At 46.0% G+C, this 23,871-nt stretch carries 23 protein-coding genes; all 23 read left to right on the plus strand.

Features of this window, described 5'->3' with window-relative positions; translation table 11 throughout:
• Positions 1–17 precede the first annotated feature (17 nt).
• The 23 genes from yqeC (at position 18) to menH (ending at position 23,825) form a co-directional block, all read left to right on the plus strand.
• On the plus strand, positions 18–776 hold the full coding sequence (yqeC, locus tag EO124_RS05750; RefSeq protein ID WP_021841596.1) for a selenium cofactor biosynthesis protein YqeC: 759 nt from the start codon (positions 18–20) through the stop codon (positions 774–776).
• 59 nt (positions 777–835) lie between these two features.
• Complete coding sequence (locus EO124_RS05755; RefSeq protein ID WP_127058729.1) at positions 836–1,447, plus strand: nucleotidyltransferase family protein; 612 nt, start codon at positions 836–838, stop codon at positions 1,445–1,447.
• On the plus strand, positions 1,444–2,292 hold the full coding sequence (gene yqeB / locus EO124_RS05760; protein WP_127058730.1) for a selenium-dependent molybdenum cofactor biosynthesis protein YqeB: 849 nt from the start codon (positions 1,444–1,446) through the stop codon (positions 2,290–2,292). The genes EO124_RS05755 and yqeB overlap by 4 nt, the downstream gene beginning before the upstream one ends.
• A 19-nt stretch (positions 2,293–2,311) precedes the next feature.
• Positions 2,312–3,028 (plus strand): XdhC family protein, encoded by a 717-nt coding sequence (locus EO124_RS05765; protein ID WP_021841593.1) that lies wholly within the window; start codon positions 2,312–2,314, stop codon positions 3,026–3,028.
• Positions 3,029–3,030: 2 nt separating this feature from the next.
• On the plus strand, positions 3,031–3,345 hold the full coding sequence (locus EO124_RS05770) for an XdhC family protein (RefSeq protein WP_021841592.1): 315 nt from the start codon (positions 3,031–3,033) through the stop codon (positions 3,343–3,345).
• 124 nt (positions 3,346–3,469) lie between these two features.
• Positions 3,470–4,288, plus strand: coding sequence for a diadenylate cyclase CdaA (cdaA, locus tag EO124_RS05775; RefSeq protein WP_021841591.1), 819 nt, complete (start codon positions 3,470–3,472; stop codon positions 4,286–4,288).
• On the plus strand, positions 4,285–5,241 hold the full coding sequence (locus EO124_RS05780; protein ID WP_127058731.1) for a CdaR family protein: 957 nt from the start codon (positions 4,285–4,287) through the stop codon (positions 5,239–5,241). Before cdaA ends, EO124_RS05780 begins: the two co-directional genes overlap by 4 nt.
• Entirely contained in the window at positions 5,225–6,850 is a 1,626-nt protein-coding gene (locus EO124_RS05785; RefSeq protein ID WP_127058732.1) for an NAD(P)/FAD-dependent oxidoreductase, read from the plus strand. Before EO124_RS05780 ends, EO124_RS05785 begins: the two co-directional genes overlap by 17 nt.
• Positions 6,850–8,205, plus strand: a complete 1,356-nt coding sequence (gene glmM, locus EO124_RS05790) for a phosphoglucosamine mutase (RefSeq protein WP_127058733.1) — start codon at positions 6,850–6,852, stop codon at positions 8,203–8,205. Before EO124_RS05785 ends, glmM begins: the two co-directional genes overlap by 1 nt.
• Before the next feature lie 465 nt (positions 8,206–8,670).
• Complete coding sequence (gene glmS, locus EO124_RS05795; protein WP_127058734.1) at positions 8,671–10,503, plus strand: glutamine--fructose-6-phosphate transaminase (isomerizing); 1,833 nt, start codon at positions 8,671–8,673, stop codon at positions 10,501–10,503.
• A gap of 160 nt (positions 10,504–10,663) precedes the next feature.
• Positions 10,664–11,650, plus strand: a complete 987-nt coding sequence (trpS, locus tag EO124_RS05800; protein ID WP_127058735.1) for a tryptophan--tRNA ligase — start codon at positions 10,664–10,666, stop codon at positions 11,648–11,650.
• 46 nt (positions 11,651–11,696) lie between these two features.
• Positions 11,697–12,185, plus strand: a complete 489-nt coding sequence (locus EO124_RS05805) for a hypothetical protein (RefSeq protein ID WP_127058736.1) — start codon at positions 11,697–11,699, stop codon at positions 12,183–12,185.
• Between the two features lie 256 nt (positions 12,186–12,441).
• Positions 12,442–13,257: an amino acid ABC transporter substrate-binding protein gene (locus EO124_RS05810; protein ID WP_127058737.1), complete on the plus strand. Its 816-nt coding sequence runs from the start codon at positions 12,442–12,444 to the stop codon at positions 13,255–13,257.
• 116 nt (positions 13,258–13,373) lie between these two features.
• Positions 13,374–14,036 carry an amino acid ABC transporter permease gene (locus tag EO124_RS05815; protein ID WP_206512544.1) on the plus strand — a complete coding sequence of 221 codons (663 nt, stop codon included), beginning with the start codon at positions 13,374–13,376 and terminating at the stop codon, positions 14,034–14,036.
• Between the two features lie 11 nt (positions 14,037–14,047).
• The gene (locus EO124_RS05820) at positions 14,048–14,806 is read left to right on the plus strand and encodes an amino acid ABC transporter ATP-binding protein (protein ID WP_127058738.1); all 759 of its coding nucleotides are present in this window, start codon (positions 14,048–14,050) and stop codon (positions 14,804–14,806) included.
• A gap of 18 nt (positions 14,807–14,824) precedes the next feature.
• Positions 14,825–16,066 (plus strand): hypothetical protein, encoded by a 1,242-nt coding sequence (locus EO124_RS05825; RefSeq protein WP_127058739.1) that lies wholly within the window; start codon positions 14,825–14,827, stop codon positions 16,064–16,066.
• A 194-nt stretch (positions 16,067–16,260) separates the two neighbouring features.
• Positions 16,261–16,728 (plus strand): universal stress protein, encoded by a 468-nt coding sequence (locus EO124_RS05830; protein ID WP_021841579.1) that lies wholly within the window; start codon positions 16,261–16,263, stop codon positions 16,726–16,728.
• A gap of 63 nt (positions 16,729–16,791) precedes the next feature.
• A complete protein-coding gene (locus tag EO124_RS05835; RefSeq protein ID WP_127058740.1) occupies positions 16,792–18,366 on the plus strand; it encodes a DUF2157 domain-containing protein in 1,575 nt (524 codons plus the stop codon).
• Positions 18,356–18,997 carry a hypothetical protein gene (locus tag EO124_RS05840; protein ID WP_127058741.1) on the plus strand — a complete coding sequence of 214 codons (642 nt, stop codon included), beginning with the start codon at positions 18,356–18,358 and terminating at the stop codon, positions 18,995–18,997. The genes EO124_RS05835 and EO124_RS05840 overlap by 11 nt, the downstream gene beginning before the upstream one ends.
• Positions 18,998–19,126: 129 nt before the next feature.
• The gene (locus tag EO124_RS05845) at positions 19,127–19,423 is read left to right on the plus strand and encodes an ArsR/SmtB family transcription factor (protein ID WP_021841576.1); all 297 of its coding nucleotides are present in this window, start codon (positions 19,127–19,129) and stop codon (positions 19,421–19,423) included.
• A gap of 238 nt (positions 19,424–19,661) precedes the next feature.
• Positions 19,662–20,825 carry an isochorismate synthase gene (locus EO124_RS05850; RefSeq protein ID WP_127058742.1) on the plus strand — a complete coding sequence of 388 codons (1,164 nt, stop codon included), beginning with the start codon at positions 19,662–19,664 and terminating at the stop codon, positions 20,823–20,825.
• A 149-nt stretch (positions 20,826–20,974) separates the two neighbouring features.
• Positions 20,975–22,918 carry a 2-succinyl-5-enolpyruvyl-6-hydroxy-3-cyclohexene-1-carboxylic-acid synthase gene (gene menD / locus EO124_RS05855; RefSeq protein WP_127058743.1) on the plus strand — a complete coding sequence of 648 codons (1,944 nt, stop codon included), beginning with the start codon at positions 20,975–20,977 and terminating at the stop codon, positions 22,916–22,918.
• Positions 22,908–23,825, plus strand: a complete 918-nt coding sequence (menH, locus tag EO124_RS05860) for a 2-succinyl-6-hydroxy-2,4-cyclohexadiene-1-carboxylate synthase (RefSeq protein ID WP_127058744.1) — start codon at positions 22,908–22,910, stop codon at positions 23,823–23,825. The genes menD and menH overlap by 11 nt, the downstream gene beginning before the upstream one ends.
• Positions 23,826–23,871 lie beyond the last annotated feature (46 nt).

Here is a 23,871-nt window from a genome sequence, read left to right on the forward strand (position 1 = left end):
GCTGAGGAGGAACGGCCATGATGATTCAAGCTAAACATTGGAATTCGTTGATTGAACCGGGGATTACAGCCATTGTAGGGGCTGGCGGTAAGACAACTGTATTGTCTAAATTGGTAGAATATGCAGGTTTAATAGGACAACCGACATTAGTTACGACGACTACCAAACTGTATGAATCTCAGGTAGCTTTGTGGAATCCCTATTACGGGACTGATTTTAATGATGCGGAAGATGCATGTCACAAAGCTATGCAGCGGGGACGGTGTGCAGCTTGGTTCAGCGGTGTGGACGGCACCAAAGTAACCTCATTGAAGCCCCAGGCTATTGATGCGATGTATATGGTACATCCAAACTGGCAAATTTTGGTTGAGGCGGACGGTGCTAAAGAAAAATGGGTAAAAGCACCAAAAACGACGGAACCGATTATTCCATCCAAAACGACGACTACCATCGGGGTAGTAAATTTACAAATGCTCGGCACTGAACTTACGGAGGAACATGTTCATAATTTAGGCGCAGTAGCGCAGATTATGGAACGTGCCGAAGGGGCCGTAGTAACGCCATCCATGTTGGCCCGTTTGGTACTGCATCCGCAAGGTCTGTTCCAGTATAGCCAAGGTAAGCGAATTTTATTCTGTACCGGTTATGATACGGTGCAGCATCGCATTATCGATTCCTTCCTTGACGCTTTAGCGGACAGCAAATTCTCTATGATTGTTTTGGCCGACGGCTATAAAGCCAGCTGTGAAATTGCCCGTGTCATTCAGTGGCAATAAAAGGGGCCTAAGTTTAGGTATCAGCAAGGCTAAAAATTGATAGTGATTAGGAATACACAATGGAAATTGATGTAGTGATTTTGGCGGCCGGACTCAGCCGCCGTATGGGGACCTCCAAAGTCTTGTTGCCATGGCGCGGAGGTACTCTGTTAGAAGCCGCCTGTCAGGTATACGGTGGCTTGGGAGGCAAACAAATTGTAGTTATAGGGGGAGAACGGGCAGAGGAAGCGGCACGCATAGCAAATGCAAGTGGCTTTACTGCTGTTTATAACGAAAAACCGGAAGAGGGGCAAAGTCGTTCATTGGCTCTGGGAATCGCCGCCCTGGCCGATTCCTCAAGGCCGGTGCTTTGCGCCGTGGCGGATCAACCGCTGATGACTAAAGAGGCGGCAGGGCAAATGCAAGTTGCTTACAGTAAACTTGAGCAAAACGATAAGCCCATTCTGTGTCCCTTGTACGGACCGAATAAAGAAAGGGGCAATCCGGTTATTTTTTCACCTGATTGGAAAGACGCTTTACAACAGTTAGTGGGGGATGAAGGGGGTCGCCGTCTGATTCGAGGGGCGGCTAAAGAGTATGTGCATTTTATCGAAATTTCAGAACCTATCGGCGTCGATGTAGATACGCCGTTTGAATATGAACAGTTGTATAATAGGCGAGGAAAAATATGAAACCATTAATATTAATGCGCAGTGGCGGCGATATTGCCTCCGGTTGTGTGTATCGCTTACGCCGCGCCGGTTTTCCTGTTGTGATTAATGAATTACCGATTCCTACGATGATTCGTCGCAAGGTGTGTTATGGGGCGGCTGTGCATCGCGGGGAAGTTTTATTGGAACGTTACGTGGCGCGTCATGTGACTTTGGCGGAAGCTAAAGCTATTTTGGAACGCGGCGAAGATATAATACCGGTAGTGACTGAGGACTACCGAACCGTGCTGGAAGCCTTGAAGCCGGATGTGGTGGTGGATGCCATTTTGGCCAAACGCAATGTAGGCACGCGCAATGACGATGCGCCGCTGGTAATCGGTTGCGGACCGGGCTTTACCGCCGGTGATGATGTAAATGTCGTAGTGGAAACTATGCGCGGTCACACTTTGGGGCGTTGTATTTATGACGGTTCCGCATTACCGAATACGGGTGTGCCCGGTAATGTAGGCGGCTATACCATTGAGCGGGTTATGCATTCCCCGTGTGACGGTTTATTTACGGCTCGCCGTCATATCGGTGAAGAAGTGGAAGCCGGTGAAACCATCGGTTTTGTTGACGGAACACCGGTTGTCTCTCAGATTGCCGGCATTTTACGCGGCGTTTTGGCATCCGGTCTGATGGTAACGAAGGGCTTTAAATTAGCTGATGTGGACGCCCGTTGCGAGAAATCTCACTGCTATAGTATTTCCGATAAGGCCTTGGCGGTAGCCGGCGGCGTTATGGAAGCTATAACGGCATTTTTGTATGAAGAATCTAAAAAGCAGACGGCCAATAAAGCAATGGCGTCCGATATAGATTTACATTAAGGTAGAATTTGAGGTTTTTATGAGTTTATATGATGTAATTGAAAAGCGTTTGTCACAAGATGAAAAATCAATCATGGTGACTGTTTTAAGTGGTGAACGACAAGGAGATAAAGTATTGTATAGTGAAAAAGGCGAAGTTGTATATGGTGATGCGGTAGATGGCATCTGCATCAATCCGGAGCAACGCCCCGAAGTGTTGAATTTGGGCGCTATGGAATGCTTTGTACAACCGGTTGAAAAAGATCCGGAAGTATTAGTGCTGGGCGCCGGCCATGTGAGTCGCTGTATTGCGGATATGTTATTATTTATCGGCTGTCATGTAACTGTAGCCGATGACCGTCCCGAATATTTACGCCCCGACTTTTTCGATGAACGCGTTCGTCGTCAATGCATTGATTTTAATAATCTGGCAGCGAAATTGCCGCTTAACAACTATAAGGGTATCATCATCGTAACCAGAGCGCATGAATACGACAGTATTTGTCTTCATCAGGTACGTCATTTGGTAGATGCCACCTATATGGGCATGATGGGTAGTCATAAACGGGTGTATCATGCCTTTGAAGTATTAAAAGAAGAAGGCTGGACTCAGACAGAATTAGATAAAATTTACGCACCTATCGGCTTGTCGTTGGGAGCACAAACACCGGAAGAAATCGCATTATCTATTGTAAGCGAATATCTGGCAGTAACTCGTGGTCATAAGGGCGGTTTCTTATCGGAAGGAGCGAAGTAAGAATGAAACGAGAATTTGTCCGCTACTTACAGGGACATGAGAAAGATACCTTGGCGATTGCCACAATTTTGCAGACTCACGGATCTACACCGCGCAAAGCGGGTACCACTATGGTGGTACATCCGGACGGCTCTATTTTTGGTACCATCGGCGGCGGCCGGGCGGAAAACGAAATCCGTTTGAGTGCCTTAGAGGCTCTTAAGTTAAAAGAAGCTCATCGTCGAATTATGGTGGATTTGAATGATGATGCTGCTGTTAAAGAAGGCATGGTATGCGGCGGTAACCTGGACGTTTGGATTGAAACGCAGAATGTATAATCCGTTGTAATTATTGGTTATCAAATTTACAGCACTCTCAAAATAAGGTAAAATAAAAGAGTACCTGTGCGTTAGCGCAGTGTACTCTTTATTTATTTGTGAACCTCCTGAGGAGTGGTTATATATGATGGCACAGTTGCAAGGTTTAATTGAAACATTCCGCTTCGGTGACTTAGTCGATATTTTATCGGTAGCGGTTTTATTATATTATCTATATAAACAAATTCGAGACACTCGCGCTATGGCGCTGTTAAAAGGTCTTATCGTACTTGGTCTTATTAATGTGGCCAGCCGTTTCTTTGATTTACACGTTATCAGCTGGTTATTGCAGCAAGGGATGACGGTCTTATTGGTTGCGTTGCCGGTAGTATTTCAGCCGGAATTGCGCCGTGCGTTGGAACGCTTGGGCCGTGGACGACTTTTTTCAAAATCACAAGATGTGAGTGAAGTTGAAATCGATAGTTTAGTGAACGAAGTAATGGCATCGGCGAAAGTTATGTCCCGTGATCGCATCGGTGCGTTAATCGTATTTGAACGTGAAGTGGGGCTTGGCGAAATTATCGATACGGGCATCGAGATTGACGGTAAGGTGTCCCGAGAACTTTTAAATAACATATTTATTCCGAATACACCGCTTCATGACGGTGCCGTTGTTATTCGCGGCAATCGCATTATGGCGGCGGGCTGTCTATTACCGTTGACGCAGGATCGGTCCTTAAGCACTGAATTGGGGACGCGTCACCGTGCGGCTATCGGCCTCAGTGAACAGGCTGATGCGGTAGTATTGGTAGTGAGTGAAGAAACCGGTAAAATTTCCTATACTTACGGCGGTCATATTTACCGTCATTTACCGGAAGAACAATTGCGCGAATCCTTACGTGCCTTCATGGAACGTCCTAAGAACGCGTTGTCCTTCTTGAAGAAATGGAGGGCTAAAAAATGATGCGTTTTATTCATAAAATTCAAGGCCATTGGATGGCTAAAATTTTGTCCCTCTTAGGTGCCATTTTATTGTGGTTTTTTGTAATGAAGGAACAAAATCCGATTGTGGATATTAATTACACCGTACCGGTGCAAATGCAAAACTTGAACTCCCAATATGTAGTTGAAAATATTCCGTCGGAAGTGCATATCCACTTGCGCGGACCGCGTAATTCTATCTTAGCTATTAATCAAAGCACCCTTAAAGCCTATATGGATATGGGGGATGTGGCACCGGGGCAGCAAAATATTCAGGTGCAGTTTACCCCGCCTTCCGGGGTAAGTCTTGTGAGCATGACGCCGGATTCGGTGAACGTAAATGTGGATGAATATACTTTGCGTGAAGTACCGGTAGAGGTACAACAGCTCGGCAAAGTCCCTGAAGATGTGGCCATTAAATCCATTAACACGGTGCCGAAAGTGGTAACCGTAAGCGGTGCTAAACAGCAAGTTGATGCGGTAGCCCATGTGGTACTGCGCGTTAAAATGAATGATCGCCGCGCTGATTTTACCGCCTCCGGTATGATGGTGGCGGTTGATACAGCGGGCAAGGCGGTAGACAATGTAACAATTACGCCACGCCAAGGGCAGGCTCAAATTGACTTAGAGCAGATTCGTTTTGAAAAAAACTTACCGGCCGTAGCCAATTTAACCGGCACCTTGAGCAATGAGTATGCAGTTAAGAGCGTTACCGTAGAGCCGCAACAAGTTCTTGTGAGCGGCAAAGAAGGGGTCATTAAAGACCTCACTGAAGTTCGTACCATAGATATTCCGCTTAGCGGCCAAGTTGCCAATATTGAAGGGGACTATGATTTAGTATCGAACGAAAACTATACGGCAACTCCGGCGAGAGTGCACGTAATTGTAGAAATCGTCAAAAAATATTTAGGAGACACTAATGCTCAGAATAATTAATTTTCGAGTGGATGTAAAAAATAAGAATCCCCTGGAAGCCTTACTTGTTCATAAATTTCCTGTCTTAAAAGATCAGATTCAAGAGATTCATGTAGTGAGACGAGCCGTAGATGCTCGTAAAAAACCGCATATTACCTTCGTGTACACCTTGTTTGTGGCGGTGCAGAACGAAGCTGTGGTTATGAAAAAGCTTGGCCGTGATAAAAATGTGAGCACCATGGAGCCTATCGAACCGGAACCGATTGTACATGGCGAGCAGGTTCTAAAAGAGCGCCCGGTGGTGGTCGGCTTTGGTCCGGCCGGTATGTTGGCGGCTTTTTACCTCGCCCGTGAAGGCTATCGTCCCATCGTATTGGAGCGCGGCCAAGATGTAGATCAACGTTCTCACGATGTGGAAACGTTTTGGCAAACCGGCGAATTCAAAGCCGAATCGAATGTACAATTCGGTGAAGGCGGTGCCGGTACTTTCTCTGATGGTAAATTAACCACCCGCGTTACCCATCCGCGACTCCATGAAATTGCCAAATATTTTGTACAATTCGGGGCGCCGCAAGAGATTCTCTACAAACATAAACCCCATGTAGGGACCGATGTTTTGCGTGGTATGGTAAAAGCCATGCGCGAGCAGATTATCGCTTGGGGCGGTGAAGTGCGCTTCGGTGCGAAACTTACTAAACTTCAATTGGCAGCTAATCAGGTGGTAGGCGTTGAAGTGAATGATGAAGAAATAATTCCGACGAACCTGGTATTGGCCGGGGTCGGTCACAGTGCTCGCGATACCTATGAAATGCTCTATAATACGGGCATTGCCATGGAAAGTAAACCCTTTGCCGTAGGCGTGCGTATCGAGCATCCGCAGTCCATGATTGATATTTCGCAGTACGGCATCGAGCCGGCTGAATTGGGGCTGGGGGCGGCGGAATACTCCGTTGTCTACCACGATAAAGAAACCGGCCGTACGGCGTACAGCTTCTGTATGTGCCCGGGCGGTGAAGTAGTGGCCTCCGCTTCGGAAGACGGCCATGTGGTTACGAACGGCATGAGCTTATATGCTCGTGCTAGCGGTGTGGCCAACAGTGCCTTAGTAGTTACGGTTGGGCCTGATGATTTCGGGACCCATCCGCTCGGCGGCGTAGCCTTTCAGCGTGAATGGGAAAGGAAAGCCTTTGAGTTAGGCGGTCATGACTATAAAGCACCGCTGCAGACGGTAGGCGATTTCTTGGCCCGTCAAAAAGGGGCTGTGCCGGAAGGGAATGCGGCAGCACCGCATTCCTATCGTCCCGGCGTAGTGGCGGCAGATCTCCATGAATGTTTGCCAACCTATGTGACGGACGTAATGGAGCGAGCGTTACCGTATTTCGGACGTCGTATTAAAGGATTTGATGAACCTCAGATTTGTATGACCGGTGTAGAAACGAGAACCTCCTCACCATTGCGCATTTTGCGGGATGATGATCGGCAATCGCCGACGGTCAAGGGACTATACCCTATGGGTGAAGGAGCCGGCTATGCAGGCGGTATCATGAGTGCCGCTTTGGATGGTGCGGAAACAGCCATTCGTGTTATGGTTGCGTATAAGCCGTTGAAGGCGCAGGAAGGAGAAGCGTAATGTCTAGATTATTTGGCACCGATGGGGTGCGTGGCGTAGTAAATGCTTTTTTGACGCCTGAATTGGCGTATCATTTGGGACGTGCGGCAGGAGCCTATTTCGGCCGCCAAAAGAAACGCCCTGTATTTCTTATCGGGCGCGATACTCGTATTTCCGGGGCTATGCTTGAAAACGCATTGGCGGCCGGTATTTGTTCCGTAGGCGGCGATGTAGTGGTAGCCGGTGTTGTACCGACCCCTGCTGTTGCCTATTTAGTGCGCAAACATGGTTGGGATGCAGGTGTTGTCATTTCCGCATCTCATAATAAATTTCCTGATAATGGGATTAAATTTTTCGACGGCGAAGGTTTTAAATTGCCGGATGCCGTAGAAGATGAATTGGAAGAATTATGCAGCCAGAGCAGTGAAAATAATTTGGAACGGCCTACGGGTGCCGATATCGGGCGCATTTTGAACAGCCGTGAATTGGCTCATGAATACGCCGCTTTCGTAGAAAGCACTGTAGATGTGTCCCTCGAAGGCTTGACTGTAGTGTATGATGGTGCCAACGGGGCCGCCTCGGCCGTAGGTCCTGAAGTGTTTGAGAAATTAGGCGCCAAAGTTATCGCTATCAATGTTGATCCTGACGGCGTTAATATTAATGAAAACGCCGGTTCCACTCATATGGAAGGCCTCCAGGCCGCTGTTGTGAAATACGGCGCCGATGTGGGGATTGCCAATGATGGTGATGCGGACCGTTGCCTTTTGGTTGATGAAAAAGGCCAGGCCCTCGACGGCGATCAAATCATGTTACTCTGTGCCAAACAGCTTAAAGAACAGGGCCGTTTGAAGCAAGACATGATTGTTGGCACCGTTATGAGTAACATCGGTTTCCATAAAGCGGCTAAAGAAATGGGCATGAAAACCTTTGCTACCGCGGTAGGCGATCGCTATGTACTTGAAAAAATGCGTGCCGACGGTTACTCCATCGGCGGTGAACAGTCCGGTCACGTTATTTTCCTCGATTATAACAGCACCGGTGACGGTTTATTGACAGCCGTGCAGATGCTTGCGTTGCTTAAAAAATCCGGTCAATCTTTATCGGAATTGGCAAAAGTTATGGTGAAATATCCGCAATTGCTTATCAACGTTCATGTAGTAACTAAAACGGGTTGGGATGAAAATCCGCTCATTCAGGCAGAAATCTCCGAAGCCGCTCGTGAGCTTGGTGAAAACGGTCGCATCTTGGTGCGCCCATCCGGTACGGAAGCGTTAATCCGCGTTATGGCGGAAGGTCCGGACCATGAACAATTGGAACGCATTTGTCATACTGTGGCTGAAACCATCGGTCGTGAACAAGGTCTTGTCGAAGAATAATATATAAAGTCCTAAAATCCATAGAATGATAAGCGTCTTGGAGTATCAAGATGCTTGCCTGCTATGGATTTTTCACGCTTTTTGGCCTTCTTTACTTTAATTCCGGTATCGGTTATAATATATTAACGCAGTATGCTTTGTTGAGAGATATATTCAGAAACTTTTTATATGCTCTCTATATGCTTACAGATGATTAAATAAAGTCTCTAATGCGTGCACAGCAGGATACTGCAAGACTGTCGCAACTTAAGTAAAGGAGAGAACCAAATTCGTAAAGGCGAATAGCGCAGGCACTGATCGGGGACAGCCGATTTCAGTAGACGAGGTAGAGGAGTATCGAAACATCAGCGGATGCCTCTCGGCCGGCTTCAGTCGTTATATAAGTTACAATGTCTATCGGTGACGATGAGAACAAAAGACTTATACGAAGCAATTGGAGTAGTCTGTTTACAGGAGGATACAACCATGTGTGGTATTGTAGGATATATTGGATTTGAAGATGCGTCCCAGTTTATGTTGGACGGTTTGTCTAAGCTCGAATATCGCGGCTATGACTCTGCCGGGATTGCCGTAATCGGTCCGAATAATGTAATTAAAGTGCAGAAAAAAGTGGGCCGTTTGGCTAACTTGGAAGGCATTGTTAAAAACGACCCAAATCCGGGTCATGTAGGTATCGGTCATACTCGTTGGGCCACTCACGGCCGTCCGTCGGATATGAATGCCCATCCGCACACCGATGCTAAAGGCTTATTTGCCGTTGTACATAACGGTATTGTAGAAAATTACTTGCCGATTAAAGAAGAATTAATCAAAAAAGGCTATGAATTTAAATCCGAAACGGATACGGAAGTAGTAGCTCATTTATTGGCCGACTTATACGACGGAGACTTTGAAGGTACCGTTCGTCGCGTGTTACAACGTATCGAAGGTTCTTATTCTTTGGTTATTTTGTGTGCCGATGATCCAAGCCGTATCATTTGTACTAAAAAAGATAACCCTCTCGTTATCGGTCTCGGTAAAGGTGAAAACTTCATCGCTTCCGATATTCCGGCCATTATCAATCACACCCGTGACACGTATATCATGAACGACGGTGAAGTAGCGGTTGTAACTAAAGATTCCGTACGCGTAAGTGATTTGGCAGGTAATTTAATCAATAAAAAAGTATACCATGTAACTTGGAATGCCGAAGCGGCTGAAAAAGGCGGTTTTGAACATTTCATGTTAAAAGAAATCTATGAACAACCTAAAGCGATTCGCGATACCTTGACCGGTCGTATTTCCAAAGACAACAAAGATGTTATCTTTGAAGAATTGGGTTGGGAACCGGCTGATGTAGCGTCTGTTAACCGTATTTTGATTACCGCTTGCGGTACAGCGTATCATGCAGGTTTGGTAGCTAAATATTATATTGAACAATTGGCGCGCATTCCGGTAGAAGTAGATATCGCTTCCGAATACCGTTATCGCGATCCGTTGACTGACAAAAATACCTTGGCTATTGTCATCAGTCAGTCCGGTGAAACCAGCGATACTTTGGCCGCTTTAAAAGAAGCGAAACGCCGCGGCGCTCGTTCCTTGGCGGTAACCAATGTAGTCGGTTCTTCTATCGCCCGTGAAGCGGATCAAGTAATCTATACTTGGGCCGGCCCTGAAATTGCCGTTGCTTCTACTAAGGCTTACACAACGCAGCTCGTAGCATTATTGTTACTCGCTGTTTACATCGGTAAATTGAACGGCAAATTGGATGCTGCTTTGGCAGAAAAAATCTTAACCGATTTACATGAATTGCCAACGTTATGCAATGAAATCTTTGAAACGGTTGATGATATTAAAGCATTTGCCAAAAACTACGGTTTCCGTGAAGATGCCTTCTTCTTGGGCCGTTCCATCGACTATGCCGTAGCCATGGAAGGTTCCTTGAAATTGAAAGAAATTTCGTACATCCATGCGGAAGCGTACGCCGGCGGCGAATTGAAACACGGTACCTTAGCTCTTATTGAAGAAGGTGTGCCGGTTATCGCCTTGGCAACGCAGGAAGATGTACGCGAAAAAATGATGAGCAACATTAAGGAAGTTAAAGCCCGTGATGCGGTTGTTATCGGTCTCGGTCTGGCCGGTGATACGGAAATTTCCAAATATGTGGACCACACAATTTTTGTACCACGCTCTGATAAATTTACGGCACCTATTTTGGCTGTTGTGCCATTGCAATTGTTGGCTTACTATGCAGCAATTACGCGTGGTACCGACGTTGATAAACCAAGAAACTTGGCTAAATCCGTAACGGTTGAATAATCGCTTATTGATTTTTAGAATCCTAACCGTGGCTATATGAAGATGTAGCCACGGTTATTTTTCATGTACAGAATGACGTTTTCGGGGTACAATAATATATAATACATAAAAAGATTTCGCCGGTGAGAGAGAGGACGAAGTCTTTATAGGAGGAATTTTTATGTCAGTTATTTTTTCAGGCATTCAACCGAGCGGTGAATTGACCTTAGGCAACTATTTAGGCGCGTTGCGTAACTTTTTGGATTATCAGGATAGTGATGAATGCTACTACTGTATCGTAAACCAGCATGCCATCACGGTACCGCAAGATCCGAAAGAACTTTTTGCCAACACTCGTCGCTTGGCTGCCTTGTATTTAGCCGTAGGCCTTGACCCTAAGAAAGTTACTTTGTTCGTACAGTCCGAAGTACCGGAACATGTACGCTTAGGCTGGGTTATGACGACTATTAGCTACGTGGGCGAATTGGAACGCATGACACAGTACAAAGATAAATCACAAAAACGGGGTGACTCCATTCCGGCCGGTTTATTGACCTATCCGCCACTCATGGCTGCGGACATTTTGCTCTACCAGACCAATTATGTACCGGTTGGGGAAGACCAGAAGCAACATATGGAATTGACCCGCGATTTGGCCCAGCGCTTTAACCGCGTGTACGGCGAAGTTTTCACTATTCCTGAAATTAAACTCGGCGTAGGCGGTGCTCGCGTTATGAGCTTACAGGAACCGACTAAGAAAATGAGTAAATCCGATGATAATCAGATGGCTACCATTCGCTTGTTGGATGATGAAAAGACAATCGTTAAGAAGATTAAACGGGCTCAGACTGACTCGGAAAACTCCGTTCATTATGACAAAGAAAATAAACCGGGTATTTCCAACTTGATGGGAATTTATGCGGCCATCACCAAAGAATCGTATGAAACCATCGAACAACGCTATGTGGGTCAGGGCTACGGCACGTTTAAAAAAGATGTAGCCGAATTGTTGGTAGACACATTACGCCCGATTCATGAACGTTACAATGACTTAATCGACAGTCCTGAATTGGATCGCATTCTTGACGAAGGGGCCGTTAAAGCTCGTGAAAAGGCAAGCAAAACATATCGTGACGTAGAGCTTGCTATGGGCCTTCATCGTAAATAATTATCTGTATTTAGGGGAACCTTGGGCTGATGCTGGAGGTGGGGATATGGAAGTACGTGAAGTAACCGAACGCTTTCCTTGCGGTGAAGTAGAGGAGACGTTTGCCGATTATATCTTAGTATCTTGGGTTATGTGGCTGTTTTTTGGTGCCGTGGCTACTTGGGCTGTGTGGCATTCACAACGCGGTGTGGTTTGGAATCATATTGCGATTGACTACATCATTGTAGGTTTTTGTGTATGGCGCATGACAAGACAAAGGCGCCCGTTGGTCTACGTGTGTGAAAAGGGGATTGTCATCAGACGTCGACCGAGTAGCCTTTGGGAGCGCATTGACATGCTCTGGAATGGTGACCATTACTACAGTTTTATTCCGTATGCTCAAATTATCGGTTTTACCGCTAATTGGGAGGAAATCCACATGGTAACCGAAAGCGGGGGTATCCTTATCGTAATGGTGGACTTACAGTTCGTAACCTATAAGGATAAACTTAAATTGTTGTCGGTTATTGATGAACGCAGTCATACTGCCATGTAAATAACAGAGCGCGTGAAGCGGTCCGGCCTTTGTCGGACCGTTTTTTTGTTAGCGTATAGGCCGAATTTGCTGTTTTAAAATTGAAAAGGTCGGCCGGATTGTTTCGTAACTATGACTTTTGGTAACATATCCTATGATTAATTAGAAGTATAAATTAAAATTTAAGCCTTTACTTCTTTAGTTAGATAAAGTATAATGAGTTCATAAATTAAAACTAATGCTTTGGATTGAGAAAACAGAAAGAGGGGACTTAGTTATGAAGTTGAAGAAGATGTTGGCCTTGGGCCTGGCAATGTTTACGATGGCGGCGTTTGCGGCCGGTTGTGGTAATGACGCGGATAAAGATAAAGCGGCAGCCACTGAATTACCAAAGAAAATTGTAATCGGTTTAGATGACAATTTCCCACCAATGGGCTTCCGTGATGATAAGGGCGAAATCGTAGGCTTTGATATCGACCTTGCCAAAGAAGTGGCGAAACGAGCCGGTATGGAAGTAGAATTCAAACCAATCGACTGGGACAGCAAGGAAGCAGAACTTAAGAGTAAACGTATCGACGCTTTGTGGAACGGCTTGAGTATTACACCGGAACGTGAAAAGAATATTTTATTCTCCACCCCATATGTACAGGACAAACAAATCATTGCCGTACGCGCTGATTCCCCAATCCAGAGCAAAGACGACTTAAAAGGTAAAATCGTAGGTACCCAGCAGGGTAGTAGCGTAGAAGCTGCTGTTGAAAAAGATGCGCAAGAACGCGGTTTTAAAGAAGTAAAAAAATATGGCGACTTCGTTAACGCCTTCATGGATTTGGAACTCGGTCGTATTGATGCCCTCGTAGTTGACGGTATCGTTGGGCAGTTCACCATGACTCAGAAACCGGGCGTGTTCCGCTTGGCTAACGGCGACTATGGCGCTGAAAAAATGGGTGTAGGTTTCCGTTTAGAAGATAAAGCTTTACAAGCTAAAATCAATGAAGTGTTAAAACAAGTAATGAATGACGGCACAGCCGACAAGGTTGCTGAAAAATGGTTCGGCAACAGTAACTTATTAAATAAAGATGCTTTTAAATAATCGCTTTGTGGCAGTGATGGCGTAAGGCTGTAACCGTTTACACAACCCGGTTAATATAGCAGTGAAGAAAGGAGGTAGTCCTTACCTCCTTTCTTTCTTTGAAAGGAGTCAGTTTGATGGAATTAATAGACTATTTATTGAAGATTACGCCGGTCATCGCCAATGGGCTGGGAGTAACCGTCTCCCTGTTTTTAATTGTATTGGTATTGTCCGTGCCGTTCGGCGTTTTAGCGGCTCTATTGCGCTTGTCACCTATCGGCATTGTACGCAAAATTATGGCATTCTATGTATATATTATGCGTGGCACCCCGTTAATGTTACAGATCTTATTTATTTACTACGGCTTGCCATTCATTCCTTACATCGGCGTGCAACTCGACGATACGACGGCGGCGGTAATTTCCTTCGTGCTCAACTATGCTGCGTATTTGTGTGAAATCTTCCGCGGCGGCATTCAATCCATTCCGAAAGGTCAGTATGAGGGGGCCAAAGTTTTGGGATTTACCTATGTACAGACCATGCGTAAAATTATTTTACCGCAGGTGGTTAAACGGGTGTTACCACCACTGGCGAATGAAACAATCAACTTGCTCAAAGATACCTCTTTGGTGTATATTTTAGCTATGAACGATGTTCTGAGAATTACCCGCGGTATTGTGCAACGTGACTTTGACACGTCCGCCTTTATCGTAGCGGCTATTTTCTATTTAATAATGACCTTTGTATTGACTAATATTTTTAACTATTTGGAAAAACGTTACGCTGTGTACGATGAATAGGAGGACTACACATGAGCTTTATTGAAATGAAAGAAATAGAAAAAAGCTTTGACGGCCTGCCTGTTCTAAAAAAAGTATCCCTTTCTATGGATAAAGGTGAGGTTGTGGCTATCATCGGACCATCCGGTTCGGGGAAATCTACATTTTTACGCTGTTTAGGTCAGCTGGAAGTGATAGACCGTGGTACAATAGTAGTAGATGGTACACCTTTGGTACAGACTGAAGGGGACGGTAATGCCGTGTATACTGATAAAAAGACACAGCAGGCACTCTTGCTTAAAATGGGCATGGTGTTCCAGCAATTCAATTTATTCCCACACATGACGGTTTGGGATAATATTTTAATTGCGCCGCAAATGGTAAAAGGCATGAAAGCCGCGGATATTGCTCCGACGGCGGAAGCGTTACTTAAAAAAGTAGGCCTCTGGGAGAAAAAAGATGTATATCCGTCCAAATTGTCGGGCGGCCAGAAACAGCGTGTGGCCATTGCCAGAGCACTCGCCATGAATCCGAGCATCATGCTTTTTGACGAGCCGACGTCGGCCCTAGATCCGGAACTGACCGGTGAAGTACTTCGTACGATTCAACAGTTGGCGGAAGAGCATATGACGATGATTATCGTGACCCATGAAATGGCGTTTGCCCGTCAGGTGGCGGATCGCATCATTTTTATGGCGGACGGCATTATTCAGGAAGAAGGCAAACCGGAAGACGTTTTTACCAATCCAAAGTCACCACGTACCAAGGCATTTTTAGATTCTATGCTATAAGTAAAGGAGACATATGTAATGAAGCAACGATGGCAAATGCGAATTGCTACCTTAGCGGTAGGGGCACTGTTGGGCGTAGTCGGCACCGGCTATGCTAAGAGTTTACCGACTTATGATACGACGAAAGCAACGGCGGAGGCTCAGACCTTTGAAGCTCGCGGGGTTCACAGTGAATCCGATTTACCGGCTGCGTATCAATCGTATGCTACCACTATGACCACGGAAATTCGCGATTATTCTGACGGTTATACATTTACCGTGCCATGGCGTCTCACCAATGGTCGTTATGAATCACAAGCTAAAGATGACGGCAGCACCGAACGCGGTTATTTCTTTAACTTGGCGGAAAGCTCCATTTCCGAGCCATTCCTTGTTTCTTTTACCAAACGTGACAATATTGTGGAAGGCAATGTGAGTTTGCAACAGTGGAACACTACTTGGTATAACGAATCTGTTACGAATATGACGAAAGAACGCTACCTTGCTTTATGGCGTGAAAACCGCAAGGACTTAAGCGGATACACCTTAGACGGCGACTTATTCGATTTCAAAGGAGCTACGACGGCTCGCTGGGACTCCTTCGTGCGCAGTGATGCGGGTGAAACCGGTTCCACGTTCTTTGATGCGGAGTTTATCATGGCGGCGGACCCTACGCAGCGATATACCATGACTATGATGTATCCTAGCAAATATAATGATTATATGATGCAGGGCGTTGTGAAGAATGTAGTGCCTTCGTTTAAACTCATGAAGGAAAAATATCGCAATACGGGCAACTTGGTATTAACCGATGAAATCAGTTATATTAAACCAAGCGGCTTTAAAGTGGTAACGCAAAATAGAAACGGTGCCGTTTTAACCAAAGATTTCTATCGCATCGAAGTGGGCTTATTCCCTATGGACAAAACCGTATCCATCGATTCCCGAGCCAGCTATCCGACTATGACGGCTCGTCAGGAAATTGCCGATTTCTATGTAAATGAATTAGTCACCAATTATGGGGCTACCATTGAAGGCTATAAAACTTTGATTGATAACCATAATACAGGCTCCTTAATCGTAGGCAGCTTACAACGAGGTGAAGGGGTAGCCATTAAGTTTGCTTCTTATATCACCCTTACCGACTCCGGTCAAGCTGTTGTGGCTCGCGTTATGGCGCCGGATAACGGTCAGTTTACCGACGAAGACTTGATGAAAATGGTCGAAGGTGTTCGCATTCAGCACAAAGGTCTTTTGAGTGGCGGTACGGTTATACTGTAAGCGTGTGTAGCAGCTTCTGTTTAGGTTCGCATACGGTGATATTATGAGTATCTCCGCATTAATTTAAAAATTCTAAACTTTTTTTGAAAATTTTTTGAAATAAAAAAGGACTTTTGTAACTCCGTAGAGAATACTTAAGTATAGAAGAAGTCATCGTGAATGAATCGAATCATTCACCAATGGGAGGGATTCATATGCAAGAACAAAATAACGCTAAAGTAGTATACAAGACGATAGTTGTACCGGCTGACGGTTCCGAGAACTCGAAACGTGCGTTGCAGCATGCCGTTTCTATTTGCGAACGTAACGAAGCACAGCTTGTTATCGTACACGTAGCCAATATCGTGTCCGCTATTTCCAATTTTGACCAGACCCCTATCAGCGGCGGTTATGTATCGGAACAAATCGCGGAAGACATGGAAGAAACAGGTAAAAAGATTTTGGAAGACGTTTCCAAAGACGTACCTGCCGATATTGCTGTTAAAAATGTATTTGAAGTAGGCTCTCCCGGTCCGGCTGTATTAGCGGTAGCTAAGAAGTTTAATGCCGACTTAATCGTAATGGGTAGCCGAGGCCTTGGACCTTTGAAAGGGTTATTTATGGGCAGTGTAAGTAGCTATGTAACCAGTCATTCTACTTGCCCGGTGCTCGTTGTCAAATAAATAGTCACATATGAGGGGCTTTGCTCGCCAAGGGGCAAAGCCTCTTTTTAGAATGGAGGTACTATGAATAAACAACGGATTGTTTGGCTTCATGAACAACTGCCCGAGTGGGAGGCAAAGGGCTGGATTTCTAAAGAACATGCTGCACAGATGCGCGTGTTTTATGGTACCGTAGACACCAATCAGGGGCCTTCGCTCAGAAGGTTATTGGTGTTATTATTAGGGTTGTTGTTAACGAGTTTAGGTGTATTTTTACTCTTTGCCGGCTATTGGTACAGCTTTTCGCCGGCCGGTCGTATGGACTGGTGTATTGCGCTCTTGCTCTTGGCGGTTATCGCTTTAGGCTTAGGGCTTTGGAAGGCGCCTAGGGGGAGCATCTATGCGGAAGGCATAGGGCTTTTTTATGTGGCGGCCCTTACCATATCGACGGTGCTCATGAGCGATACCTATTATACGGGTGAAGGCTGGGGCTTTTATGCACTCATCATAATGCTGCTCACCTTGCCGGTCATATATCTGTTGGGATCCGGTTTCACCATGATGGCCTATCTGTTAATTGGCCTTTTATGGAGTGTATCGGCGCGGGAAGTTACCATGTGGGGTGAACCTGTTTGGTTATGGCTTCTTCTGGCAGCGGGCAGTCCGTTCTTTGCGGAGCAGTTACGTAAACGCACACGCTCATATTTGTCTACTTTGTGGCTCTCATGGGCCTATGTGGCGGCTATTTTTGGGGCGTTCTTTTTTACCATTACGTCGTATAATTTATCGCTCGGTCTATTCTTTGTAGCGTCCTTATCGGCGGCCACTTATGCCTTAGGCAGCTTGTCCCGCGAACAGGGCCTCTGGTCTTTGCCGTTCCGCGGTATCGGGGTACTCGGCCTCATGTATGTGGTCGTATATGGTACATTTATCAGTACCTGGCAGGAAGAAGCGGCGGCTTCGGCTGATTGGCTCAGTATCGGCTTAGGCATAGTTGCCCTAATTTTGGTTGCGGGCGGCTTAAATGCACTTTGGCAAAAACGAATGGGCACGGACCTTTTAATCACGTTTTGCCCTATCGTAGTAGGGCTTTTGATGTTGTCTGTTCATTGGGGCATGACACCGCTAACCGGTTCTATCCTATTTAATGTATATGTAGTGTTATTGGCCATCGTCCTCTTGTGGCAAGGTACGGTAACCAAACGTGTAGGTTTGGTAAATGGTTGTATTTTTACCTTCTTAGCCATGATTGCGGCGCGCTTCTTTGATCCTACGTTTTCCTTTGTTGAACGCGGTTTTACCTTTATGGTAACAGGCGTAGCTATTTTTGCGGTTAACCTGTTCTACATGTGGCGTAAGCAATCACAACAGGCGCAGGTGAATACGTCGGTAGCCAGAGCCAATCGACGTTTACGTCGTCGCCAAACCTTGGGTGATGATGAACATATTGAAGTGACGGATACCGGTGAACATACTGAACCGGCCGGTAATTATACGAGTGTTGCCGGCGATGCTCGAACGGGCGCGGACGCAGCGAATTCTGCTACTGTTACGGAAGCCGGTAATATGGCCTATACTGCTCGTAATCAGGAATCGGCGGCCACTGAAAGTTCTGATAAAACGACGGCACGAAAGGGGGAAACCTCTGATGCGCAATAGAGTTTATATAAAATGGATCCTCTTTATTGTAGTCGGTATTTGTACTTTGTTATCGCCGTTTTTTATTCAACATCGTTCCACCTCTTTGTTGCAAGGTGGCGGTGAATATCAATGGCCCGTGTCCTTGTCGCGTACAGCCGGGTGGATTCCGTCCGATTATTTGGAAGTCAGATTTTTAGGTAGTCGCGGACCATGGCAGGGCGGTCGTTTGCCGGTGCATGACCAGGAAGTATATGTGTGGGTAACGGCTAAGCCGAACGGCATCTTGGAAGTAACCGGCGTGTCCGATAAAAAGCCGACCACAGGCGATTATATTTTTGCGCGCGTAACTCGTGTAGAAAATACGGATGTAGAATTTAAACTATTGTTTAATCGTGTGACTTTGGATTTAAATAAAGTAAATCCTGATTTTTACACGACCTATAAAGGGACTTTATTGGCTACGCTTAAAATTAAAGACGGTTACGGTATCGTTACGGGCGTATATTCGCGCGGTGTGCCTTTAGAGTTGGCTACACCTGAGAGTGAAGCACAACAGGAAATTGACAGCCGCACACCAATCAATCAAATCGGTGAACCGCAGGCGACTGCTGAAGCAACGGCTGCCATTGATGGGGCGGGTCAAAATTAAACTGGTTAAATTTGTTTGTTTCGTTATATAATAATTAAACAGACTATGAAAGCTTTAAGTAATCCTTAGCAAATAGAAGTCTATAAGTATTAGAACGTAAGAATATAAATGGTGTAATAGGAGTTAAGTATGGATGTTGCTCATGCACAAGTAGATGTGCAAGAATTGGCTGATTTGTTTAAAGTGCTGGGAGATCCTACGCGGATTCGCATCGTGCAGCAATTATTGAATAAAGAAATGTGCGTAACGGATATTGCTGAAGCCATGGGTATGGGGCAATCCGCTATTTCGCACCAATTGCGAGTGTTGCGCCAAGCGCGCTTGGTAGCATTTCGTAAGGAAGGGAAAACCGTGTACTACAGCCTTAATGACGAACACGTGGTTATGCTTCTCAGTCAGGGGATTGAGCACGTATCCCATCAGTAAAAACAGAATAGCCGTAGGGTTAAAAGTAAAAACCGCCTGCAAAGGCGGTTTTATTTTGTTATGTAAATACAATGCTGGCAGACTTAATTTTATGGCAGTGGTTTAATTTTGTAATGGGAAATATTTGTTATGTGAAGCAGTTGAAAATCCTGGTAAGTCGCATTATGAGAGACATTTTCTTTTGCCTGGTGAGAGTGGTATAATAAGATGTTAAAGTTATTTATGAATGAGGAAGTTTATGAAATATACAATCTTTCCAACAGATATATGGGAACCCTTAGCTGTTTGGCAACATTTTGAGGGCGAGGAAAGGGTCTATTGGCATGATACGCAGGTTAATCGCGTTATCGTGGCGGCCGGCCGTGTTAAGAGTATTACGGAAGCGGAATTACCGGAGTATCCGTGGGCTTGGTACGGTCAGACTTTTTTTGAGACGGTCAACGATGAAGCGTGGCAAAACATGGGGAATGAATTGGTTGTTTTCACCCATTACTATGTACAGGAAGAAGGGCGTGCCTATTGGGTAACCGCCGCTGCAGAGCCACCGGTTGTTGAATCGGAAATAATCAAGCCGGTAGCACACAGCTATCGCGAAGCGGGGGCCGACGATTATGAAGCATGGCAGATGTTGTTCAGTCATATTCAAGAAGGTATTGCATCGGGCGAAGTGACGAAAGTAGTGGCTTCACGTAAAGTGACGCTGGAAAGCGATACACCCTTTGACAGTACCTCGATTATCGGTCGCTTAGTGGCGCAGAACCAGGGGGCTTTTATTTTTGCCTATAACAAGGGGGATGCCGTATTTCTCGGCGCATCGCCGGAAGTATTGGTGCGTAAACGCGGTCAGGACTTCATGAGCTATGCCTTAGCCGGTACGATGAAAAAAGATGACATTCATGATCAAGGGGCGCGCCTCTTGGCGGATGCTAAAAACCGCTATGAACACAATATTGTGGTGGATATGATTAAAGCGACCATGAGTGATTTGTGTGATAGGGTGGAAGTGAAAGATACGCATATTATGGAATTACCAAATTTGTATCACTTGCGCACCTTACTCTACGGTCATGATACGGAGCATTCTATTTTGACCATGGCTAAAGCTCTGCATCCGACACCGGCCATGGGCGGTGAGCCGCGGGCAGCGGCGTTGGACCTTTTACAGCAATATGAGCCGTATGAACGGGGCTTATATGCGGCACCTATCGGTTGGGTTTGCGGGAATACGCCACTTTTCCGTGAAGCGGGCGACGGACTCTTAATCGTAGGCATTCGTTCGGCTCTAATTCATGGTAAGACATTGTATGCCTATGCGGGTTGCGGTGTCGTGGCCGATTCCGATTGCGAATCGGAATATAAGGAAACAATGACTAAATTACAAACTATTATGCGTGCTTTGTAAGTGGCTTAGGCCTACAGCTGTGAGGGTAACAAGGGGTCTTCGTGGTTAAAGGCTCTTTGAACCAGCCGGTTATAGGCGTATATCGAAGATTATGATAAAATAAAAAAGCAGGATACGTGTAGTAGTCGTTGTTTTCATGGAGGTGCAGGATGAACGAATATATAGCAGCCGCAGTGGATGAGCTTTTTGAACTTGGTGTGCGCCATGTAGTTTTCAGCGGGGGATCTCGCTCAACGAGTATGGCCGTACCATTCATGGCTCACGGCGGCTACAAAACATATATGAATATTGATGAACGTTCGGCAGGCTTTTTTGCCCTCGGTTTGGCAAAACGTTTGCATACACCGGTGGCTTTGGTATGCACCTCCGGATCGGCAGGCGCTCATTATTTTCCGGCCGTTATTGAAGCGTTTCACAGCCGTGTGCCTTTAATCGTGCTCACTGCGGATCGTCCGCCGGAAGCACAGTTTGTAGGGGCACCGCAAACGATGGACCAAGTAAAACTCTTCGGTTCTTTCGTGCATCATTTTGAAACCCTCAGCCCCGATATTGCCGGCAGTGGCGCTCTTGAGTCGTCGCTGTATGCGCGTCAAGTAATTCAAAGGGCCTATATGAAAGCCATGGATGTGGTACCGGGACCGGTACATATTAACGTACCCCTTCGTGAACCTTTGGTGCCGGATACGAGCGCCGAGCAGTTTGCTAAAGGCCGATTGAGCGGAGCTAAGCGCTTTGTAACTCAAACGGGGATTATGCGTCTCAGTGAAAAGGCATTAAAGACCTTGATTGAAGAATTTAAAGGTCGTAAAGGCATTATTTTATGTGGTCCCGCTACGGGACGCGATGGTGATGATGAGTACTACCGAGCTAACGGTTACGGCAATGGCTTTGAATTTTGCCAAGGTGTAGAAATTCGGCCCGGTTTTTATGATAATCCTAAAAACGTAATCAACAATGCCTATGGCACGGCCATACTGGCCTTAGGTGAAGCTTTGGAAGCGCCCGTACTGGCTGATCCCCTGTCACCGGTAAGAGCTTTGAATCATCCGCTCATTATCGACAAGTATGATGCGTTTTTGAGTAATGAGGAATGGCAAGGGGCGTTGGCACCGGAGTACATCTTGATGCTGGGGCAAATGCCGGTTTCAAAACGATTGCAACAATTCATCAAAAAACATTCAGTAGCTGTTTGTTATCAGATTGATGCCGGGGCCGGGTATCGCAACGGTACGGTAACGACGAACCGTGTTATTCAATGCGACCCCGTTGCTTTTGCCTTGGATGTGGCAAAGCAGTTGATTTATACCTTATGGGCGCCGGAGATGATTGATAATCTCTTAACCACCAAAGGCGAGTTGAGGACCTTTTTAAAGGCTAAGGAAAATCTCCATAAGAAATTAAGCGACAATGCTTATACGAAAAGTTGGCTGAAAGCACAATATAGAACGAGCCTTTCCATGGCCCGAGTTAGGGAAGAAAAAACCCTCTTTGAGGGCAAGTTTGTCTCCCTCATGAACGACGGTCTCGATGAGCGAACCTTTATCAAACACGGGGCACCGCAGACGGTGAATGTGGTGGTGGCCAACAGTATGCCGATTCGTGATTTCGATTATTTCTGGCGCCAAGGTAAACCGAATACGCGCGTGTTCGGAAATCGTGGTATCAATGGTATCGACGGCACCGAATCGACAGCGTTGGGGATTGCGGCCGCTTTAGGTGAACAGACTTTGCTCGTGACGGGCGATTTATCCTTCTTCCATGACCTGAACGGTCTTGTGATGGGTAAAAATGAAGGTCTGAACTTAGTAATTGTATTATTTAATAACGATGGGGGCGGTATTTTTGAATATTTACCGCAAAAAGGCATCGACAATTTCGAATATTTATTTGGAACGCCGCAAGGCCTGAACTACAGTGCCCTGGCTGATTTGATGGGCATTCACTATCAGGCAGTGACGAGCTATGAAAACTTTGAAGATAATGTAGTGCGCGCCATGAAAGCGGGCGGTATCCATTTATTGGAAGTAAAAACAAATCGTGAAGTGAGTCGTGAACTTCACAGAAAGTATACGGTAACTGTGTATGAAAAATGACTTTGACAGTCTTGATGAAACATCAATGTACGATCAAGGTGATCGAGAAGAGATTACGGCTGTGCTGGAAGCGGCCGATGATGTATATATAAGTATCGACAACGTGTCTTATCACGTGGCCCTGCGGGGAGAGGGCATGCCTCTTATCTGTCTCCACGGCTTCGGCGAAGCCGGTGACACGTGGGATAAATTGAATCTCCCAGGTTTTCGTCTCTATTGTGTGGACTTTTTGGGCCACGGTGTATCGGATCGGTCGCACAATCCGGTGCTGTATCAATTTGATACGGTGCTGCGTCATTTATATACTTTGATTCACACCTTGGTAGGTGAAGAACCTTACGGTATTATGGGGTACTCCATGGGCGGTCGCATGGCCTTGCAGTATGCGGCTATGTACGAACCGTCACGGTTAATGTTCCTTGTATTGGAATCCGCGTCAGCGGGCATTGAAGATATTAATGAGCGACAGGAACGGGCGGCTGCCGATGAAGTGTTGGCCCACAAAATTGAGACCCACTCCATTGAATGGTTTGAAGCGATGTGGTCAAAACTGCCTATTTTTGCGACTCAGCAAAAACTATCACCGGCGGTGCAGCACACCATTAAAGAGCGCCGTCTCAGCAACACGCCGGAGGTGCTCGCCCATACTTTACGCGGCACCGGTCAGGGCATGACGCCATACGTAGGCAATAAGATTGCCGATTTGGAAATGGAAATCCTTTACGTATCGGGGGCACTTGATACAAAGTATGATGACATAGGGAAGACAATTTTCGGTTTTTGTGAAAACTCGGCTCATGTGTCGGTCCCTGAGGCGGGGCACAATGTGCACACCGAAATGCCCGATGAATTTAATGATATAGTAAATTTGTTTTTGTCAGACTATAATGACAAAAACATCAGTTGATTAGCTGTTAACTATCAAGACTTTATGTGCTTTTTAGATGTATATT

The organism is Veillonella ratti, assembly GCF_003992115.1.
Taxonomy (GTDB): Bacteria; Bacillota; Negativicutes; order Veillonellales; family Veillonellaceae; genus Veillonella_A; species Veillonella_A ratti.

Coding starts and splice junctions, on each gene's coding strand:
- yqeC (WP_021841596.1), top strand. CDS start 18: ATGATGATTCAAGCTAAACATTGGAATTCGTTGATTGAACCGGGGATT.
- EO124_RS05755 (WP_127058729.1), top strand. CDS start 836: ATGGAAATTGATGTAGTGATTTTGGCGGCCGGACTCAGCCGCCGTATG.
- yqeB (WP_127058730.1), top strand. CDS start 1,444: ATGAAACCATTAATATTAATGCGCAGTGGCGGCGATATTGCCTCCGGT.
- EO124_RS05765 (WP_021841593.1), top strand. CDS start 2,312: ATGAGTTTATATGATGTAATTGAAAAGCGTTTGTCACAAGATGAAAAA.
- EO124_RS05770 (WP_021841592.1), top strand. CDS start 3,031: ATGAAACGAGAATTTGTCCGCTACTTACAGGGACATGAGAAAGATACC.
- cdaA (WP_021841591.1), top strand. CDS start 3,470: ATGATGGCACAGTTGCAAGGTTTAATTGAAACATTCCGCTTCGGTGAC.
- EO124_RS05780 (WP_127058731.1), top strand. CDS start 4,285: ATGATGCGTTTTATTCATAAAATTCAAGGCCATTGGATGGCTAAAATT.
- EO124_RS05785 (WP_127058732.1), top strand. CDS start 5,225: ATGCTCAGAATAATTAATTTTCGAGTGGATGTAAAAAATAAGAATCCC.
- glmM (WP_127058733.1), top strand. CDS start 6,850: ATGTCTAGATTATTTGGCACCGATGGGGTGCGTGGCGTAGTAAATGCT.
- glmS (WP_127058734.1), top strand. CDS start 8,671: ATGTGTGGTATTGTAGGATATATTGGATTTGAAGATGCGTCCCAGTTT.
- trpS (WP_127058735.1), top strand. CDS start 10,664: ATGTCAGTTATTTTTTCAGGCATTCAACCGAGCGGTGAATTGACCTTA.
- EO124_RS05805 (WP_127058736.1), top strand. CDS start 11,697: ATGGAAGTACGTGAAGTAACCGAACGCTTTCCTTGCGGTGAAGTAGAG.
- EO124_RS05810 (WP_127058737.1), top strand. CDS start 12,442: ATGAAGTTGAAGAAGATGTTGGCCTTGGGCCTGGCAATGTTTACGATG.
- EO124_RS05815 (WP_206512544.1), top strand. CDS start 13,374: ATGGAATTAATAGACTATTTATTGAAGATTACGCCGGTCATCGCCAAT.
- EO124_RS05820 (WP_127058738.1), top strand. CDS start 14,048: ATGAGCTTTATTGAAATGAAAGAAATAGAAAAAAGCTTTGACGGCCTG.
- EO124_RS05825 (WP_127058739.1), top strand. CDS start 14,825: ATGAAGCAACGATGGCAAATGCGAATTGCTACCTTAGCGGTAGGGGCA.
- EO124_RS05830 (WP_021841579.1), top strand. CDS start 16,261: ATGCAAGAACAAAATAACGCTAAAGTAGTATACAAGACGATAGTTGTA.
- EO124_RS05835 (WP_127058740.1), top strand. CDS start 16,792: ATGAATAAACAACGGATTGTTTGGCTTCATGAACAACTGCCCGAGTGG.
- EO124_RS05840 (WP_127058741.1), top strand. CDS start 18,356: ATGCGCAATAGAGTTTATATAAAATGGATCCTCTTTATTGTAGTCGGT.
- EO124_RS05845 (WP_021841576.1), top strand. CDS start 19,127: ATGGATGTTGCTCATGCACAAGTAGATGTGCAAGAATTGGCTGATTTG.
- EO124_RS05850 (WP_127058742.1), top strand. CDS start 19,662: ATGAAATATACAATCTTTCCAACAGATATATGGGAACCCTTAGCTGTT.
- menD (WP_127058743.1), top strand. CDS start 20,975: ATGAACGAATATATAGCAGCCGCAGTGGATGAGCTTTTTGAACTTGGT.
- menH (WP_127058744.1), top strand. CDS start 22,908: ATGAAAAATGACTTTGACAGTCTTGATGAAACATCAATGTACGATCAA.